We start from the raw sequence: 14,979 nt of genomic DNA, 5'->3' as shown, positions 1-14,979 counted from the left end.
AGCCTCAGTTTTGGAGAGCGGCGACGAGGGCGGCCGCCTTGTCGTCGTCGCTGCCCTCGATGAACTGCGTTGATTGGACAGTGCGCTGTCCCTTCCTAGGCGCATAGGTGGGCTTGGACTCCACTTGACCCGAGGCTCGCTCAACAACATCGATCGTTGCCTTCTTGGCTGCCATTACACCCTTAAGACCAGGAGTTCTCGGCTTATTGATCTCATTCGAGACCAGGACCATCGCCGGCAGAGCCAGTTCATACTCATCGATGCTTACCTCCGACAATTTGCCTACGTTGATGGTCTTGTCCGTGGCGGACTTGAACGCAACAACCGGCGAAATCGCTGGAATTCCCAGTCCGTGAGCGACCAGGAATGGTACATAACCCGCGTCGGTGTCAGACGCCTGTCGGCCGGCAATGATCAGCGACGGAATACCTATCGCTTTGATGGCAGATGCAAGAGCATCGGCAGTCTGGAATGCGTCGTTGCGAACGGCTGGATCAAGTTCCACTCGGACAGCGCTATCCGCACCCATCGCCAGAACTCGACGCAGATATTGGTCCGCCGAAGCGTCGTCCGCCGTCACGACGGTGATGGTACCCCCGTGCGCTTCTTTGAGGCTGATCGCGGCTTCTACCGCGTTGAGGTCATAAAGATTTATCGAATACTGGGACGACGCGTGGAGGATGATATTCTCGTGGTTATCCGAGATCGACACGAAGTGTTCCGGAACATTCGGATCGGGAACTTTCTTGATTAGTACGATGATGTCCATATCTAAAACTGCGCTCCTGCTGCTGGCCCGCTCCCATGTTTTGGACCGCGTGATATTGCGTAGGCTCCAACAATGCGGTCCTGTCCTCATCCAGCATTGCGGGAGTGGAACATGACTTTCCAAATCCCTTGCTGACAAACGTCGCCCTTTTGATTGCGGACCTCGAGCCAGAAGTTGACGATCCCCCGCTCCGGATTGGACGTGCGCCGAACCTCCTCTACACGCTGATACACATGGATCGTGTCGCCCATTTTTACCGGTGCTTTCAGATCCCAGGTCATTCCCAAGAATGCAATCGCGGTGCCTTCCTTAATGCCTAGACGGAATTCAAGACCTGTAACGATCGCGAAAACCGCAGGCCCATGGAGAATACGAGCACCGAACGGAGTGGACTGAGCGAAAATCTCGTCGGTATGGACAGGATTATGATCACCGGTAAGAGCGGCGAACATGACGATGTCGGTCTCGGTGATGGTCCGGCGCGGCGTCGTCCACTCCTGCCCCACCTTAAAGTCGTCGAAGAACATCGCGTTCGGTCCAACAATCAAAGTCGGGCGTTCAAGTGTCGTATCCATTAATTCCCTCCATATGCGCCGCGGCGCTGAACTGTTCGTGGGGCCGAACGAATATGCCCAAGTCTTCGTGACATACTGCGCAGAATGTATTTTCTACTAGCCGGTTTGCTATGTCAAGCGAGCAGTACGGCACGGGTGACATTCGATTGCCGGCTTGCTGCTTTACCGCCATCCCAACTTTGTGAGTTCACCCGCAAGATCCCGCCTCGGGGTTTCGTATTCGACGTGAGAATCTGGGATGAGTCGATTGCGGACACCTGACTGAAGCTCTTCCGACACGTGGGCGATCAATCCCGGCATCGTCGACAGCAGGGCGAGGCCGCACATCTCCTGCGGCGTAAAGCCCATCTGAACCATGATCGCCGCGAGCATTCCGACATCGTTCAATACAAGTTCCGGCTTGTTGGTCGCATCTTGAAACGCCTTATGGACCGCCTCGTACCACTCAATGGCCTCACCCCAGACGCCTTGCTCTTTTGCCAGAGCCTTCAGCCGCTGCGAACGCGGATCGACATACCGAAATACCTGGTGACCAAACCCCGGTACCCTCTTCTTAGCCGCACGGAGTTCGCTCACGAGCGCGGTTGCGGCCTCTTCCTTAGACTTCCCGCTCGCTTGCCATTTGGCGAAAGTTTCAGCAATGAATCGACCCGTGTCCTCCGGAGACAAGGCGTACTCGCCGGCAGCTAGAACGGCAGCGCCAAGCCCCGCGGTCATCACCGGGTTTACGGAGACGACCGCACGAGCAGCGACAGTTCCAGACTTCTGCAAACCGTAGTCGAGAATGGACGAGAGAATGACGTCCATCATACGGGCTTGGCCGGGTGTGGGTAATTCGCCGCGGATCAGCAAGTAGGTGATGGCTGAGAACGGAACCGTCCCGACAAGCTCGTTCATCGCATACCCGCGAATGAAAATGTCGGACTCGGAAATTTCGCTGACCCCGGTTACCCAGTGGGACGGTGTTCCTTTTGGCATGCAATCCCCATCGTAAAGTGTTCAAAGAAGTCGCTGCAACCTGCCGATGTCTCTGCGGCACCTCTTTCGGGCCAGTACTCCGTCGATCTCGGCATCGAAGGCGAGCGTCCACATACTAGAAGATGCGATAAACATACTCAAGAGTATATAAAGAAATCCAAAAAATTTATCGTGCATACGTCCGCAGACAAAATTAGCGGCCGATGACATACTGACAAGTATGCAAAATATCTTTATCAGTCTCCTTGGCGTGCACCACAGCGCGGCTTGCTTCAAACTTAAGGTAAAGGATGTGACACCAATGTTGACCGCAGTGAATCCGCCGGAGGCTGAATGGCCAGGTCTCTCGCAGGGAATGTTGATCAAGGGCTCAGGGTTCTTTGTGTCCGGAGGTCACTGTGGCCTGGACGCGTCTGGAGAGCCGGTAACAAGTTCTATTGAGGATCAGGTCATCGCAATGTTCGAGAATCTCAAGCGTACGCTCGAGAAGGCGGGTCTGGGCTTCGAGCACGTGGCGCGAACGACTTGCTTCGTCCGCGAGTTCTCACCGGAGTTGCTCAGAACGATCAAGGAGGTCCGAGCCCTGCACTACAATCAGGAGTGCCCGCCTGCCAGCGTCATGGTTCAGGCGGGTCTCTACGATCCAAGGCTGTTCGCGGAGATTGAAGTTATCGCCGTCGTTCCGTGATGGAAAAGGCCGGCCACGGGACAGTTCGTCCCGTGGTCCGCGTTGTCACGCTCCTACACCAAGCTCGATCCTGGAGAACAGCTCCCGTGTTCTCGGACCGAAGATATCGGATTCAAGCGCAGAGATTTTGCCAAAAACCATGCTTCGTAGTCCCTCCGCGTCAAACGCGGTCCACTCCGTCTTGTCCTTGAGGTGTGGTTTGCCGTCCTTGGCGAACGACGTCCACGCGGAGATGATGTCGTCGCGCAAAATATACCTCATTCCTTCCGGGTCTCGATCAGCCCTGGCAGTCGGCGCACCCGCTTCGCCCCACATTTCATCCGCGTCCACCCGGCCGAAGACAAACAATAGCTCAGCGCCGTGGATCGACCAGAAGTCACCCTTGTAGGGCTCCTCCCATGTGAACATGTAGTGATAAACCGGAGCAGCCGAGGCGTCCAACGATGCCCGGGTCGCAGCCTTCACTGCATCCGATGCCATCCATAGGTCTGAAATTATCCTTCCCTTGATCCGGTCCAAGGGCTCATTAGGGGATCTTGCTTTGTAATCCGCTAGAAGCTTAGCGATCTCGGCGCTATGCTCGGGCTTGAACTTCGTCTTGAAGAATGCTGCCGTGTCGCGGACAACATCGTCGTCCGATTTTGGAACGGTAAGAAGCCCCGCGAAATCCAGATAATAGGCTGTCTCGTGGGCGTTCGTACCATACATTTTCGGGACGCTGCTCGATAGCTTGAGGGCCTCGTCGTCGGTTGGATTCCAGGGTAGAATCTCACCGTCCATAACCGGAGAGAATGCCGTGGGAAGTTCAGGCGCAGAGCTGCCGTCTTCCAGAACCTTTTTGAACGCAGCGAACAGCTTTTCGACCGGAACGTCGGTTAGCTTGACCGCATCCTTCTCCCCCAGGTTCAGCTCTTTCAGAAGTGCGATCGTATCCTTGGTCGCCTCTTCCCGAGTCCTCAACCTTCGCTGCGCGCCGCTCTGCACGATTGCGCGATGAAAGAGACCTTTTGCAGAGGGCATGGCCATCAAGCATGAAACCTTGCCGCCGCCTCCCGACTCGCCGAAGATGGTGACATTACCCGGGTCTCCGCCAAACTGAGCGATGTTGGCTTTCACCCATTCAAGCGCGTCGACCAGATCGAGAAGTCCAACATTCGTGGCGAAACCAGCTTGAGGCGCGAGGTCGGCGAAATACGTGAAGCCAAGTGCGTGAAGCCGGTGATTGACGGTCACGACGACAACGTCACCGCGCTCCGACAGGTTCTCTCCGTCGTAGAGCTGCGCTCCGCCCGAGCCAAATCTGTAAGCGCCGCCATGAAGGAAGACCATTACGGGTTTGCGCTCTGCTCCGATCGGCGACCAGACGTTGAGCACCAGGCAGTCTTCGCTGCCGTTTCGGTTGTCGACCCACCCCTTCCAGTCTTCGTTGATCTGGTAGCACGGGTCGCCTACCGCATGGGTCACGCGGGGCTCTGACCACGGGCTGGGATGCGTGGAGCGCTTGAATCGTGCGCTGCCGCCGGTTGGTGCGCCGTACGGGATACCCTTGAAGACGTTAACGTTCGCAGTGGCATAGCCCAAAACGGGTCCGTTGACGGTGGTGGCGACCGGTGCTTTCCCGGCTGCCCAGCTAGAGATCGGAATACCCATCGTGACGGCTCCCCCTGCGGCCGCCAGTGAACTCGCCACGAAATTGCGACGGGTAATGAGAAATGATTGATCACTGTTCATTGCGCGCAGCTCTCCCAATTGTCCTTAATTGCGACCTTTATCGCACGCGTACCCTCGGATACGAAAAACATTCTGTCAAGAATGTGAAGCTGCCTTTTGCGTACAATCCGCCGTGGATTTCTTCGCACCTTCCAGAGAAAGCCCAAAGGAACGAGATAGCAAGAGACTGGGGGCGCCTTGAGTTACACACCCGCCACCGTACTGAAAAATACTAGGGAGAATGTATTTTGTGCGCGCCGGCATGTTCGACTTGCAATGTGCAGCCAATCTGGGTAGGGATACTCATAGGACGGAAATAATACGCCTTAGTACAAAAGGTGAGTCTAGGTCCGGAGGCAATATGACGACGGTCTGTCTGACTTTCGATTTTGACGCGGTATCGCTATGGATCAGCACCATGCGCCAAATAAGCGCCACGCCCCTTTCACGGGGCGAGTTTGGTGCGCTTGTGGGACTGCCGAGAGTGCTTGACCTGCTCACTCGGAACAGCATTCCCGCAACATTTTTCGTGCCATCGCATACCGCAGGGGCGTTTCCAACCGAGACAGGCCGAATCCGCGAGCTTGGACACGAGATCGCGCTTCACGGCTATTGTCACGAGACCCCAGTAGGCCTTTCCCGTGCCGAGGAAGAAAGGCTCATCGACCGCTCGATCAAGAAGCTTCGTGGAGTTTTGGGCGAAGACTACAACCCCGTAGGCTACAGGTCTCCAGCGTGGGACCTCACTCCGGATTCGATATCGATCCTCGAGGAGAGAGGGATCCTCTATGACTCGAGCATGATGGCCGACGACTTTCAGCCATACAGAGCGCGCAAGAACTACGTCGCGACCGAAGACGACTACCAACTGGGAGAGCCGAGCAATGTGATCGAGGTCCCTGTCGCCTGGGAACTCGACGATTTTCCTCATTTCACGTTTCTCAATAAGCCAATGTATCTCGGGTTGCGGACGCCTGGGGAAGTCTTCGAACTGTGGAGAGAAGAGTTTGATTTCTGCCACAGCTTAGGAGACGGGGTCTTCACCCTTACTATGCATCCGCAAGTAATAGGACGTGGCCCCCGCCTCAATATGCTTGGAAGACTGATCGATTACATGGCTACAACTCCGGGGGTAGTCTTCCGGACCGTAGCGGACGAAGTGCAGAACCGGTCGCCCTCAATTCTTAAATCCTCCTCTACCAACGAACCCAACCGCCTTCCTAGGAATACCTAATGGAACACCAAACACCCTTTTCGTCGGTTTACAACGTACTATTGGCGGCGGCTCGGGGGCGCATGGAGAAGATTGCGATCGTCCACGAAGGCGAAGCCATTGGCTACGCGTTGCTTTTGTCCCGTATTGAAGATGTTATCGCGCGTTTGTCATCTCTTGGTATTGGGAAAGGCGACGTTTTCGCCGTTTTTGGACAGAACCATCCGGAGCAGATTTATTGCTATTACGCCGCTGCAAAGATCGGCGCGGTGTTTGTTCCCGTAAACCCAAACCTGACGGCTCCGGAGGTCGCTTACAACTTCAAGCACAGTGGCGCAAAGGTCCTCTTCTTTGACGACTACGTTAAGGAAATCGCGAGGCAGGCGGTGCCGGAAGACAAGCTGCTTCCCATTTCCGAACTCACCGCAGAGCCATCTATAGCTGAGCATCCTCACGCCAGAATTGATGTCGAGGACGACTTCATCATTACCTACTCGTCCGGCACGACAGGCAATCAGAAGGCCGTGGTGTTGGACCAACGGTGCCAGATCGGCGTGGCAGCGTCGCTGTCCACGATGTGGGGCGTCTCGGATAATGACGTCACCTTGGTCGCTCTGCCGCTGGGTTATATTTTCGGATTATCAACCGCGGCTGCAACCGCTTTATCTGTCGGCGGAACCGTAGTTCTCTTGCGCCGCTTCCACCCTCGCGACGTGCTCGAGGCTTTCAACACCTATTCGGTGACCGTCTATCACGGCGTGCCAACAATGTTTTCCATGATGATGGAGTATTGCGAACAACGTGATCTATCTTTCGACTTGTCGAATAGCAGGCTGCTCATCTGTTCGGGGGCGCCTCTCCCGGAGGCGGTGTCGGCCCGGTTCGAGGCTAAATTCGGCAAACCGTTGCAGAACTATTACGCGCTTACAGAGGTCACGCCTGTCTTTGGTCGCTACTACGATGACCCAACCCCTCTTCCGGCGGGAGCTATCGGAAGGGCCGGTCCGGGCGTCACAGTCAAGATCATGAACCCAGACGGTACCGAATGCGAGCTGGGCGAGGCCGGCGAAGCTTATGTGCGCGGTCCGTCTACGGTCAAGCGATACGCTAAAGACGAAGCGATGACAGCCGCTGCGTTGCAGGACGGACTCTTTAGAACAGGAGATCTCGTCAGGCAGGATAAGGACGGGTTCTACTACATAGTCGGGCGGATCAAGGACATTATTATCCGAGGTGGCCACAATATCTCACCCGCGGAAGTAGAACAGACAATCATCAGTCATCCATCCGTGCAGGACGCGGCGGTCGTCAGTGTCCTCGATCGCATTTTCGGGGAAGTTCCGATCGCCTTCGTCGTACTGCGCGCGAACACGGTTCTCAGCCCTGAGGAGCTCATCGCGTACCTGGACCAGAAGCTCTCCGATTTCAAAGTCCCGCGCACGATCTACTTCGAGTCCGAACTGCCCCAGGGCAAGACCGGAAAGGTGGACAAAAAGGCTCTCAAAGCCCGTGCGGAAGACGCGCTAGCAGCTGCTTGAAGCACCGAGAAACGCGGGAAAAGACAAAATGAACAACAGCGATTATAGGAAGCACGACGGTCTCGATTTCGCCAGGATGCTTTGTGAGAAGGAGGTGACCCCGCTGGAGTTGATGGATTGCGCCATCGACCGGGCGGAGCAGATCAATCCCAAGATCAACGCGCTTTGCAACGCGAATTACCAGCAGGCTCGCGAGACCGCGCGAGCGGCGACCCTCAAAGGGCATTTCGGTGCACTGCCCTTCTTGTTGAAGGACTCGGGGCTAGGCTATCCTGCGCTGACCAACTCGCTGGGCTCCCGACTGTTCGAGGGGACCGAAATCAACTTCAACTCGACCTTGACTAGTCGATTTCTGGATGACGGGCTTGTTCCGTTCGCGCGAACGACTGTTCCCGAGTTCAGCATGGCTCCAACCACGGAGGCAATCCAGAATGGCGGTCCAACGCGCAACCCCTGGGATCTCGCGCGCTCGACCGGGGGATCGAGCGGCGGGGCAGCCGCTGCGATCGCAGCAGGCATCGTGCCTCTTGCTCACGCTAGTGATGGCGGTGGTTCAATTCGCATTCCAGCCTCGTGCTGTGGGATCTACGGCCTCAAGCCATCGCGCGGTTTGGTCCCGACAGGTCCGGCCAGGGGTGAGGGGTGGGGCGGTCTCGCGACCGACGGCGTGTTGTCCCGCTCGGTCAGAGATACCGCAGCAGCCCTCGATGGCATTGCCGGAATGGAGATCGGGGCACCCTATGCGGCTCCGCCAAAAAGGGGGGCCTACCTCGAAAATTTGGACAAGCCTTTCGCAAGACCTTTACGAATCGCAACGTGGAAAGTTGGTTTCGAAGACATTCCAGTCCACGAAGATTGCATCGCCGCGCTTATCACGGCGAAGACCCTGCTGGAGAGCATGGGCCACGAAGTGGTAGAATCTCCGTTGCCGCCAATCCAGTTCTCGAAGTTCGTGGAAGCGCAAATCAATGTGATGGCGGCCAACGTTACCGTTTCGGTCAACGGGAAAGTCCGCAACAATTTGGGATCGGGCTGGGAGCAGAAGCTCGAGCCGGCCATCTTGGATGCTTATCAGAGGGGTAAAACGCTAAGCGCGGAAACCTATGCACTGGCGATAACACGTTTCCACACGATCGGTCGTCAGCTCGAAAACTATCTCCAGGACTTCGATTTCATTCTCACGCCGACGTTGATGCAACCACCTGCAGAGCTTGGCGCGATCAACATGGACGATGACTTCTTCAGTTTCCGCACGAAAATCAGCCGGTACGCGACCTTCCTTGCGATCATCAATGCGTCCGGGCAGCCCGCAGCGAGCGTGCCGCTGCACTGGTCTTCATCGGACCTTCCCATCGGCGTTCAACTGATCGCACCATTCGGTGCGGAAGACAGTCTTTTGCGGCTGTCAGCACGATTGGAGGAAGCCCTACCGTGGTTCGGAAAACTTCCTGCGATTTGAGCGACTTCGTCTAGCTAATTTGTTTAACGGGAGAGCGAGCGTGACGGATAATGACGAAAGTCGGTGTGCCATTGCGATGGGCGGTGGCTTCAGCATGATCTACCCGGAGACAAGCCACGAAGGAGTGCCGCTTCGCGGGGAGAAAACGGCCGATCTCAAATCGGCCGTCGCCTCGCAGGAGGGGGAAGATAGTTGGGCAGGCGTTTTCGCCTATCTATGGGCCGCTTTAACAGGGTTTATTGGAATTAATAGCCCGGCTGCTTAAGGCGCTCATTTCATTGCATGAGGAGCAGCCGTCTGGGCAGTCCCGTCCCTCGGTCGCGTGGTTCGATATATCGCTTAAGCGATCGTATTTTTGGTTTGCCTGCTCATACATTAATAATCGGGACGCTGAACGTACGCTTGGAATCTGAACGTAATATTCGAGTATCGCGGTCTCTTGCTGAGCGGGCTCCTTTACACCGTCGTCTTTACCTCCTTACCATCGCCGGTGGCTTTTCTTTGGGCAAGCGGGCCTTCGTCAGGATGTCCGAAATTCGGCTTCTCGCGTGGTCTTTGGTCGCATTAACAGAAGCTGTTCCGCTGCACGCCGTTGTTGGTAAGTCTGATCTGGTTCCACTACGCGCTGCCTTCTTTGCTCGGTATCGAAATCAGCGCGCCTGTCGCAGTGCGTACGTATAAGTATTTTCTGCGTACGAATAAGTTTAGTAAATATTTAAGTGCGCCTAAGCAAACTCACGTCCATCTCAGCCATCAATCCCGATGGCGCACGAACTGATGCTCACGGGAGAGCGAGATGCGAAAATTCAAAAACATTTCCTTGGCGACAAAGCTGCTTCTGGTAACTGGCACGATCATCTCTACAGTTCTGGTCGCATCCAATGCCGTGCTCATCTTCGAAACTCGGCACAGAGTGTCGGATCTGGTAACTCGGATTGCTTCTACCGAGGCGAGAGCCATCGCTTCGGAGATCGTTAGCGAAATCTCGCTTCTCAATGGCTCAGTCGGCGCGACAGCCGCCTCCATCGGCAACGGCCATGGCGAGCATACACTGGACCGAAAGGGTTTGATCAGCATGCTCAAGGCGAACATGACGAACCCCCTCGCTCTTGGCAGCTACTTTGCCGAAGCGGATAAGGCGTTCGACGGCTAACGCGATGAGGTGAAGAACCGAACCGACCTTGGCGCAAATGAGGACGGTCATCTTAGTCCTTACTGGACCCGCAACCAAGACGGCACCCTTGGCCTGTCGGCATTTCCGTTCAGTGTTAACGATGACTGGTTCGCTTCTACAGCCAAGGCCGGCCATGCGCTTATGGGCGTCCCGACCATCGGTTCAGGAGAGACCTCCGGAATTCTGATGGTCACCATTGCTCACCCTGTCTTCTCGGCAGGCAACCTGATCGGGGTTGCTGGAATTGACGTCTCGCTCGAAAGTCTTTCCGAACAAGTTGCGAAGGCCAGGCCGTTCGGCTCGGGCCGCGTGATGCTTATATCACAAGATATGAGGTGGCTCGTCGGGGCGCACGAAGCGGACCTGATGCAACCGTACGATGGGGCGCAGAAGGAACGTATCGAAGCGGCCACGGTTAGCGACCTTCCATTCGAAGTCGGACAGGTAGGCGAAGGTGATATCCAATTTACGCGAATTGCGTACCCGTTCGACCTGCCTGGCCTTGGGGCGAAATGGACGCTGGTCCTCGATGTTCCGAGCTCAGCTATTGGTGTCCCGGTCCGCGATCAGACACTTCTGATGCTCGCGGCTGGCTTCTGCGTCATGCTGACCGTCATCGCCGGACTTTACGTGGCGATACGCGTATTCGTTCGACATCCAATCTCGAACCTTGTCACCGCGGTGGGCAGTTTGTCTGATGGCGATTACGAAAGCGAAGTCTCTGGCCAGAATAGAGGTGACGAAATCGGCTCTGTGGCTAAGGCGCTCGAGGGCTTCAGGAACGGCCTCGCGCGCGGCAAGGAAATCGAAGTTAGGGCGGAACTGGAGCGCACTGCGGCTGACGAAGAAAGAGCCCAACGCGATAACGAGCACCAGCGCGCGGAGGCGGTTCAACGGGAAGTGGTGCGATCGCTCGGTGAAGGACTTAGGCACCTAGCGGCCGGCGACCTAACGTACCGTATTCGCCAAACGTTCGAGGCGAGCTACGATCAGCTCCGCGTCGACTTCAATTCCGCAGTGGATGGCCTCATCGACCTGGTGAGTAAGGTCAGTACCGCAGTCGTTACCATTAGCGCTGGCTCCAAGAATATCAGTTCGGCGGCGAACAACCTGTCAAAGCGAACCGAACAGCAAGCAGCAAACCTCGAGGAGACCGCTGCAGCGCTAAATCAGTTAACTGTACAGATCAACGCGGGCGCAGACCACGCAAAGCAGGCAGCAGCCACCGTCGGTAATGCCAGCAGCGATGCGGAGCGATCGGCGCAGGTGGTTCTCCGAGCAATTGAAGCCATGCAAGACATCGAGCAATCGTCGAAGGAAGTAGGTCGCATCATCGGTGTTATCGATGAAATAGCATTCCAGACTAACCTGCTGGCGCTGAACGCCGGAGTGGAAGCGGCCCGCGCCGGCGAGGCCGGTAAGGGGTTCGCAGTCGTCGCACAGGAGGTGCGTGAACTTGCGCAACGCTCCGCTGCCGCGGCAAAGGAAATAAAATTACTGGTTCAAAATTCGTCGTCTCAAGTCGCGACCGGCGCCGCCCTCGTGGCGTCAGCGGGTGACGCTCTGCGTGGCATCGCCCTCCAGGTTGCGCAGATCAATGATGTGATCAGGCAGATTTCTGCGTCTGCCTCGGAGCAGGCAACTGGCCTTCGCGAAATCAACAATGCCGTTGGCCAGCTGGACGAATTCACTCAACGCAATGCTGCGATGGTGGAAGAGACGACGGCAGCGAGCGCCGGCCTTCATCGAGAAGCGCAGTCCCTCAGCTCCCTTGTGGAGCAGTTTAAAACCCGTGGCACTGACGAAGGCAATTTCCCGCGATTAGTGACCCATCGATAAACGCAACCGCTAATCCGCGAGAAAGTTCGTAACATAGCGTGCGGCTGGCGGCTTGCGACTCGGAGCTAACAACGAGCTATTGCCTTCGAACCTCGCGGCGATTCCGCTTAACCTTTTCCTGTTTCTTTAACGTCTAACGCCTCGGTTGACTGGTTGCCTGAAGACGCACCCTATCGAATGATCGCAACATTATTATCAAAATTAAAAAGCACTCGCTGGACAAATTTTTAAACTTGCTAGTATGGTATCGAAGTCGCCGGGGCTATGAGCTGCCGGCGCGGGAAATAGAACCAATATTGGAGGGGTACATGAACAAGACACGCTGGAGAAATCTGCTGCTCGCAGCATGTGCATTGGCAGGAACCGCACTGGGTCCTGTCGTGGCCCGAGCGCAAGACGCGAAGGCAGCGCTGTCTCAGGAGGTGCAGAAGTCGGGAGTACTGCGGATAGCTATTCCGGATCAGGGGAAGCCATTCGCTTATAAGGACGGCGCGGCGCTCAAGGGCATTGATCCCGATCTTGCTATGGCGGTCTCAAAGAAGCTCGGCTTGAAGGCCGAGTTTTCGCTCGTACCATTCACCGCCGCCCTCGCCGGAATGGCGGCTAAGAAATATGACTTGTCGTTCGGTGAGTTCTACGTCACTGCGGAGCGTCTCAAGGTGGTCGACATGGTTACCAGCTGGCACACATTCAGCTCATTCCTTGTGAAGAATGATAGCAACCTCAAGCCGGTCAAGGTTGCCGACATGTGCGGTAAGTCAGTCGCGTCTATGGCGGGATCCGTCGAACTTGCAACCCTTACCAAGGAGGCTGAGAAGTGCGACAAGCCCATAAAAATCAGCGCATTTCCTTCAACGGCTAATGCAGTTTTGGCTGTTACGAGCGGTCGTGTCAATGCTGTGTACGCCGACCGAGGTGCGGTCGAAGAAGCTCTGAGCGGCAACCCTGGTCTTGCCGTGAACGGGCAGATCGGTGGTGGCGTGACCGCGATCGCTGTTTCCAGGGGAGATCGTGCAAAGGGGCTGAACGAGGCAGTAAAGGAAGCAATGGACTCTCTGATTGAATCCGGTGAGTACCAGAAGATTCTTGATGCCAATCATGCGGGCTTCGGAGCAATCACCAAGTCCGAAATCTACGACGCTAGCTCGACCCCGCCGACCTACTAACTCAAATGCGGTCATCCACACGCCGTGGGTGACCGCTCCGCAGCCGGCCGGGCTCTCGGCAGCCGGTATTATGAGAAGTCTCAGGGAGTTGGCGATGTCGATAATCAGTGATACGCATCGGGCTGCCCCCGATTTCGCGGAAATGCAGGTAGTTCCTCTCAAACACTACGGGCGGTGGACCGCCGCGTGTATTATCGGGCTCATTGTATTTGCCTGCGCAACCTCGATGGTCACCAATCCTCGTTTCAAGTGGGACGTGGTTTGGCAGTACATTTTTGATCCGTCCATACTCCAGGGACTTTATGCGACGATCTGGTTGACGATAGCTGCCATGTTGATAGGCACGTCGCTCGGCACTGTGCTCGCGATCATGCGAATTTCAAAAAACCCGTTACTCTCGCGTTTCGCTTCCGCCTACGCTTGGCTCTTCCGCGGATCGCCGCTGCTCGTGCAGCTCATCTTCTGGTACAACCTGTCAGCATTGTATCCGACAATCGACATCGGATTTCCCTTCGGCCCGACTTTCGCAAGTCTCGACGCAAACCAATATATCACGATTTACGTAGCAGCAGTCTTGGGCCTCGGGCTTAACGAGGGTGCGTACATGTCCGAAATCGTCCGCTCGGGACTGAATGCAGTCCCTCAAGGACAACGCGAAGCCGCTGAAGCGCTCGGAATGACCGGACCGCGAATTCTTTTCCGGATCATTCTGCCTCAGGCGATGCGCGTCATTGTCCCGCCCACGGGGAACCAGCTGATCGGTATGCTCAAGACAACGTCGTTGGTAAGCGTGATCGCGATGCAGGAGCTGCTCTACTCAGCTCAGCTGATCTACTCCACCAACTTCCAGACTATCCCTCTGCTGATTGTAGCGTCGGTCTGGTATCTGGTGCTGACTACGATCCTGTCCTTCGTTCAGTTCTTCCTCGAAAGACACTTCGGTCGCAGTGAGCTTCGGGGTACCATAAAGGCCTCGTCGACTGCCGAGGAGAATTCCAATGCGTGATTCCCGCTCTGGTCAGATCAATCCGCAAAACGCCGTCTCTGCACGAGGAGTGCGAAAATCTTTTGGACACCTTGAGGTCCTCAAGGACATCAATTTCGATGTTCCGTATGGCCAAGTCTCTTGCATCTTGGGTCCTTCGGGATCGGGGAAGAGCACTTTCCTACGCTGCATGAACCATTTGGAGCGCATCGATGGCGGCCACCTCTCGGTGGGTGGGAGCCTCGTCGGATATCGGGAACGCAACAATAAGCTCTACGAGCTCCGGCCGCGAGAGATCGCCAAGATCCGCGCGGATATCGGAATGGTGTTCCAGAGCTTCAACCTGTTTCCGCACATGACAGTCGTCGAAAACTTGATCGAAGCCCCGGTCGGAGTGAGAAAACAGTCCAAGCGCGAGGCGACCGACTACGCGGAAAGTCTTCTCAAGAAGGTCGGTCTGGAAAACAAGCGCAACGCCTATCCCCGCACTCTTTCTGGGGGGCAGCAACAGCGTGTCGCCATCGCGCGGGCTCTTGCCATGCAGCCAAAGCTGATACTGTTCGACGAGCCTACGAGTGCATTGGACCCCGAACTGGTCGGCGAGGTTCTCAATGTCATGAAGGAACTAGCGTCAGAAGGCATGACAATGGTTGTAGTGACTCACGAAATCGGATTTGCCCGAGAAGTTGCGGATATGGTGACTTTCATGGACGGTGGCGTGATAGTTGAACAGGGGCCGCCTGATGAACTGATAGCGAGACCTCAAACACTGAGGGCGAAGTCCTTCTTCAGCCGCATCCTCTGACCGTCGAGGGTCGGAACGGTATCGACCCGGTTGATGCTCTTCGCCACATTGATCCGCGCAAAGATAGTGGTCGCCATCGA

The 14,979-nt window shown here is 56.0% G+C and carries 14 protein-coding genes; 10 read left to right on the top strand and 4 right to left on the bottom strand.

Going from position 1 to position 14,979, the window contains the following annotated elements; genetic code table 11:
• Positions 1-4: 4 nt before the first annotated feature.
• From BN77_RS30015 to BN77_RS30005, 3 genes are all read right to left on the bottom strand, one after another.
• Positions 5-769 (bottom strand): electron transfer flavoprotein subunit beta/FixA family protein, encoded by a 765-nt coding sequence (locus BN77_RS30015; protein WP_007539404.1) that lies wholly within the window; start codon positions 767-769, stop codon positions 5-7.
• 86 nt (positions 770-855) lie between these two features.
• Positions 856-1,344, bottom strand: a complete 489-nt coding sequence (locus tag BN77_RS30010; RefSeq protein ID WP_007539402.1) for a MaoC/PaaZ C-terminal domain-containing protein — start codon at positions 1,342-1,344, stop codon at positions 856-858.
• A gap of 162 nt (positions 1,345-1,506) precedes the next feature.
• Positions 1,507-2,322 carry a citryl-CoA lyase gene (locus BN77_RS30005; protein WP_007539400.1) on the bottom strand — a complete coding sequence of 272 codons (816 nt, stop codon included), beginning with the start codon at positions 2,320-2,322 and terminating at the stop codon, positions 1,507-1,509.
• Positions 2,323-2,623: 301 nt separating this feature from the next.
• Between BN77_RS30005 and BN77_RS29995 the strand changes: the two genes are divergently transcribed.
• Positions 2,624-3,010 (top strand): RidA family protein, encoded by a 387-nt coding sequence (locus BN77_RS29995; RefSeq protein ID WP_007539398.1) that lies wholly within the window; start codon positions 2,624-2,626, stop codon positions 3,008-3,010.
• Positions 3,011-3,055: 45 nt separating this feature from the next.
• On the opposite strand, the gene BN77_RS29990 is transcribed toward BN77_RS29995, so the two are convergent.
• Positions 3,056-4,741 carry a carboxylesterase/lipase family protein gene (locus tag BN77_RS29990; protein ID WP_007539396.1) on the bottom strand — a complete coding sequence of 562 codons (1,686 nt, stop codon included), beginning with the start codon at positions 4,739-4,741 and terminating at the stop codon, positions 3,056-3,058.
• A gap of 340 nt (positions 4,742-5,081) precedes the next feature.
• On the opposite strand from BN77_RS29990, the gene BN77_RS29985 reads away from it, so the two are divergent.
• The 9 genes from BN77_RS29985 (at position 5,082) to BN77_RS29950 (ending at position 14,899) form a co-directional block, all read left to right on the top strand.
• Positions 5,082-5,954 carry a polysaccharide deacetylase family protein gene (locus BN77_RS29985; protein ID WP_051177353.1) on the top strand — a complete coding sequence of 291 codons (873 nt, stop codon included), beginning with the start codon at positions 5,082-5,084 and terminating at the stop codon, positions 5,952-5,954.
• Positions 5,954-7,471, top strand: a complete 1,518-nt coding sequence (locus BN77_RS29980; RefSeq protein ID WP_007539393.1) for a class I adenylate-forming enzyme family protein — start codon at positions 5,954-5,956, stop codon at positions 7,469-7,471. Before BN77_RS29985 ends, BN77_RS29980 begins: the two co-directional genes overlap by 1 nt.
• A 28-nt stretch (positions 7,472-7,499) precedes the next feature.
• Positions 7,500-8,930, top strand: coding sequence for an amidase (locus tag BN77_RS29975; protein ID WP_007539391.1), 1,431 nt, complete (start codon positions 7,500-7,502; stop codon positions 8,928-8,930).
• A gap of 40 nt (positions 8,931-8,970) precedes the next feature.
• A complete protein-coding gene (locus tag BN77_RS29970; protein WP_007539388.1) occupies positions 8,971-9,195 on the top strand; it encodes a hypothetical protein in 225 nt (74 codons plus the stop codon).
• Between the two features lie 531 nt (positions 9,196-9,726).
• Complete coding sequence (locus tag BN77_RS31720; RefSeq protein ID WP_007539382.1) at positions 9,727-10,083, top strand: hypothetical protein; 357 nt, start codon at positions 9,727-9,729, stop codon at positions 10,081-10,083.
• Between the two features lie 9 nt (positions 10,084-10,092).
• Positions 10,093-11,943, top strand: a complete 1,851-nt coding sequence (locus tag BN77_RS29965; protein WP_007539381.1) for a methyl-accepting chemotaxis protein — start codon at positions 10,093-10,095, stop codon at positions 11,941-11,943.
• Between the two features lie 308 nt (positions 11,944-12,251).
• Positions 12,252-13,109, top strand: coding sequence for a transporter substrate-binding domain-containing protein (locus BN77_RS29960; protein WP_007539379.1), 858 nt, complete (start codon positions 12,252-12,254; stop codon positions 13,107-13,109).
• A gap of 94 nt (positions 13,110-13,203) precedes the next feature.
• Positions 13,204-14,115 carry an amino acid ABC transporter permease gene (locus tag BN77_RS29955; RefSeq protein ID WP_007539377.1) on the top strand — a complete coding sequence of 304 codons (912 nt, stop codon included), beginning with the start codon at positions 13,204-13,206 and terminating at the stop codon, positions 14,113-14,115.
• Positions 14,108-14,899 (top strand): amino acid ABC transporter ATP-binding protein, encoded by a 792-nt coding sequence (locus BN77_RS29950; RefSeq protein WP_007539375.1) that lies wholly within the window; start codon positions 14,108-14,110, stop codon positions 14,897-14,899. The genes BN77_RS29955 and BN77_RS29950 overlap by 8 nt, the downstream gene beginning before the upstream one ends.
• The last annotated feature ends 80 nt before the right edge of the window (positions 14,900-14,979 follow it).

The sequence above is a fragment of the Rhizobium mesoamericanum STM3625 genome (assembly GCF_000312665.1).
In the GTDB taxonomy this organism is placed as follows: Bacteria; Pseudomonadota; Alphaproteobacteria; order Rhizobiales; family Rhizobiaceae; genus Rhizobium; species Rhizobium mesoamericanum.
The sequence above is the reverse complement of the archived record's forward strand: the minus strand, read 5'-3'. Positions and strand labels throughout refer to the sequence as shown.

Coding starts and splice junctions, on each gene's coding strand:
- BN77_RS30015 (WP_007539404.1), bottom strand. CDS start 769: ATGGACATCATCGTACTAATCAAGAAAGTTCCCGATCCGAATGTTCCG.
- BN77_RS30010 (WP_007539402.1), bottom strand. CDS start 1,344: ATGGATACGACACTTGAACGCCCGACTTTGATTGTTGGACCGAACGCG.
- BN77_RS30005 (WP_007539400.1), bottom strand. CDS start 2,322: ATGCCAAAAGGAACACCGTCCCACTGGGTAACCGGGGTCAGCGAAATT.
- BN77_RS29995 (WP_007539398.1), top strand. CDS start 2,624: ATGTTGACCGCAGTGAATCCGCCGGAGGCTGAATGGCCAGGTCTCTCG.
- BN77_RS29990 (WP_007539396.1), bottom strand. CDS start 4,741: ATGAACAGTGATCAATCATTTCTCATTACCCGTCGCAATTTCGTGGCG.
- BN77_RS29985 (WP_051177353.1), top strand. CDS start 5,082: ATGACGACGGTCTGTCTGACTTTCGATTTTGACGCGGTATCGCTATGG.
- BN77_RS29980 (WP_007539393.1), top strand. CDS start 5,954: ATGGAACACCAAACACCCTTTTCGTCGGTTTACAACGTACTATTGGCG.
- BN77_RS29975 (WP_007539391.1), top strand. CDS start 7,500: ATGAACAACAGCGATTATAGGAAGCACGACGGTCTCGATTTCGCCAGG.
- BN77_RS31720 (WP_007539382.1), top strand. CDS start 9,727: ATGCGAAAATTCAAAAACATTTCCTTGGCGACAAAGCTGCTTCTGGTA.
- BN77_RS29960 (WP_007539379.1), top strand. CDS start 12,252: ATGAACAAGACACGCTGGAGAAATCTGCTGCTCGCAGCATGTGCATTG.
- BN77_RS29955 (WP_007539377.1), top strand. CDS start 13,204: ATGTCGATAATCAGTGATACGCATCGGGCTGCCCCCGATTTCGCGGAA.
- BN77_RS29950 (WP_007539375.1), top strand. CDS start 14,108: ATGCGTGATTCCCGCTCTGGTCAGATCAATCCGCAAAACGCCGTCTCT.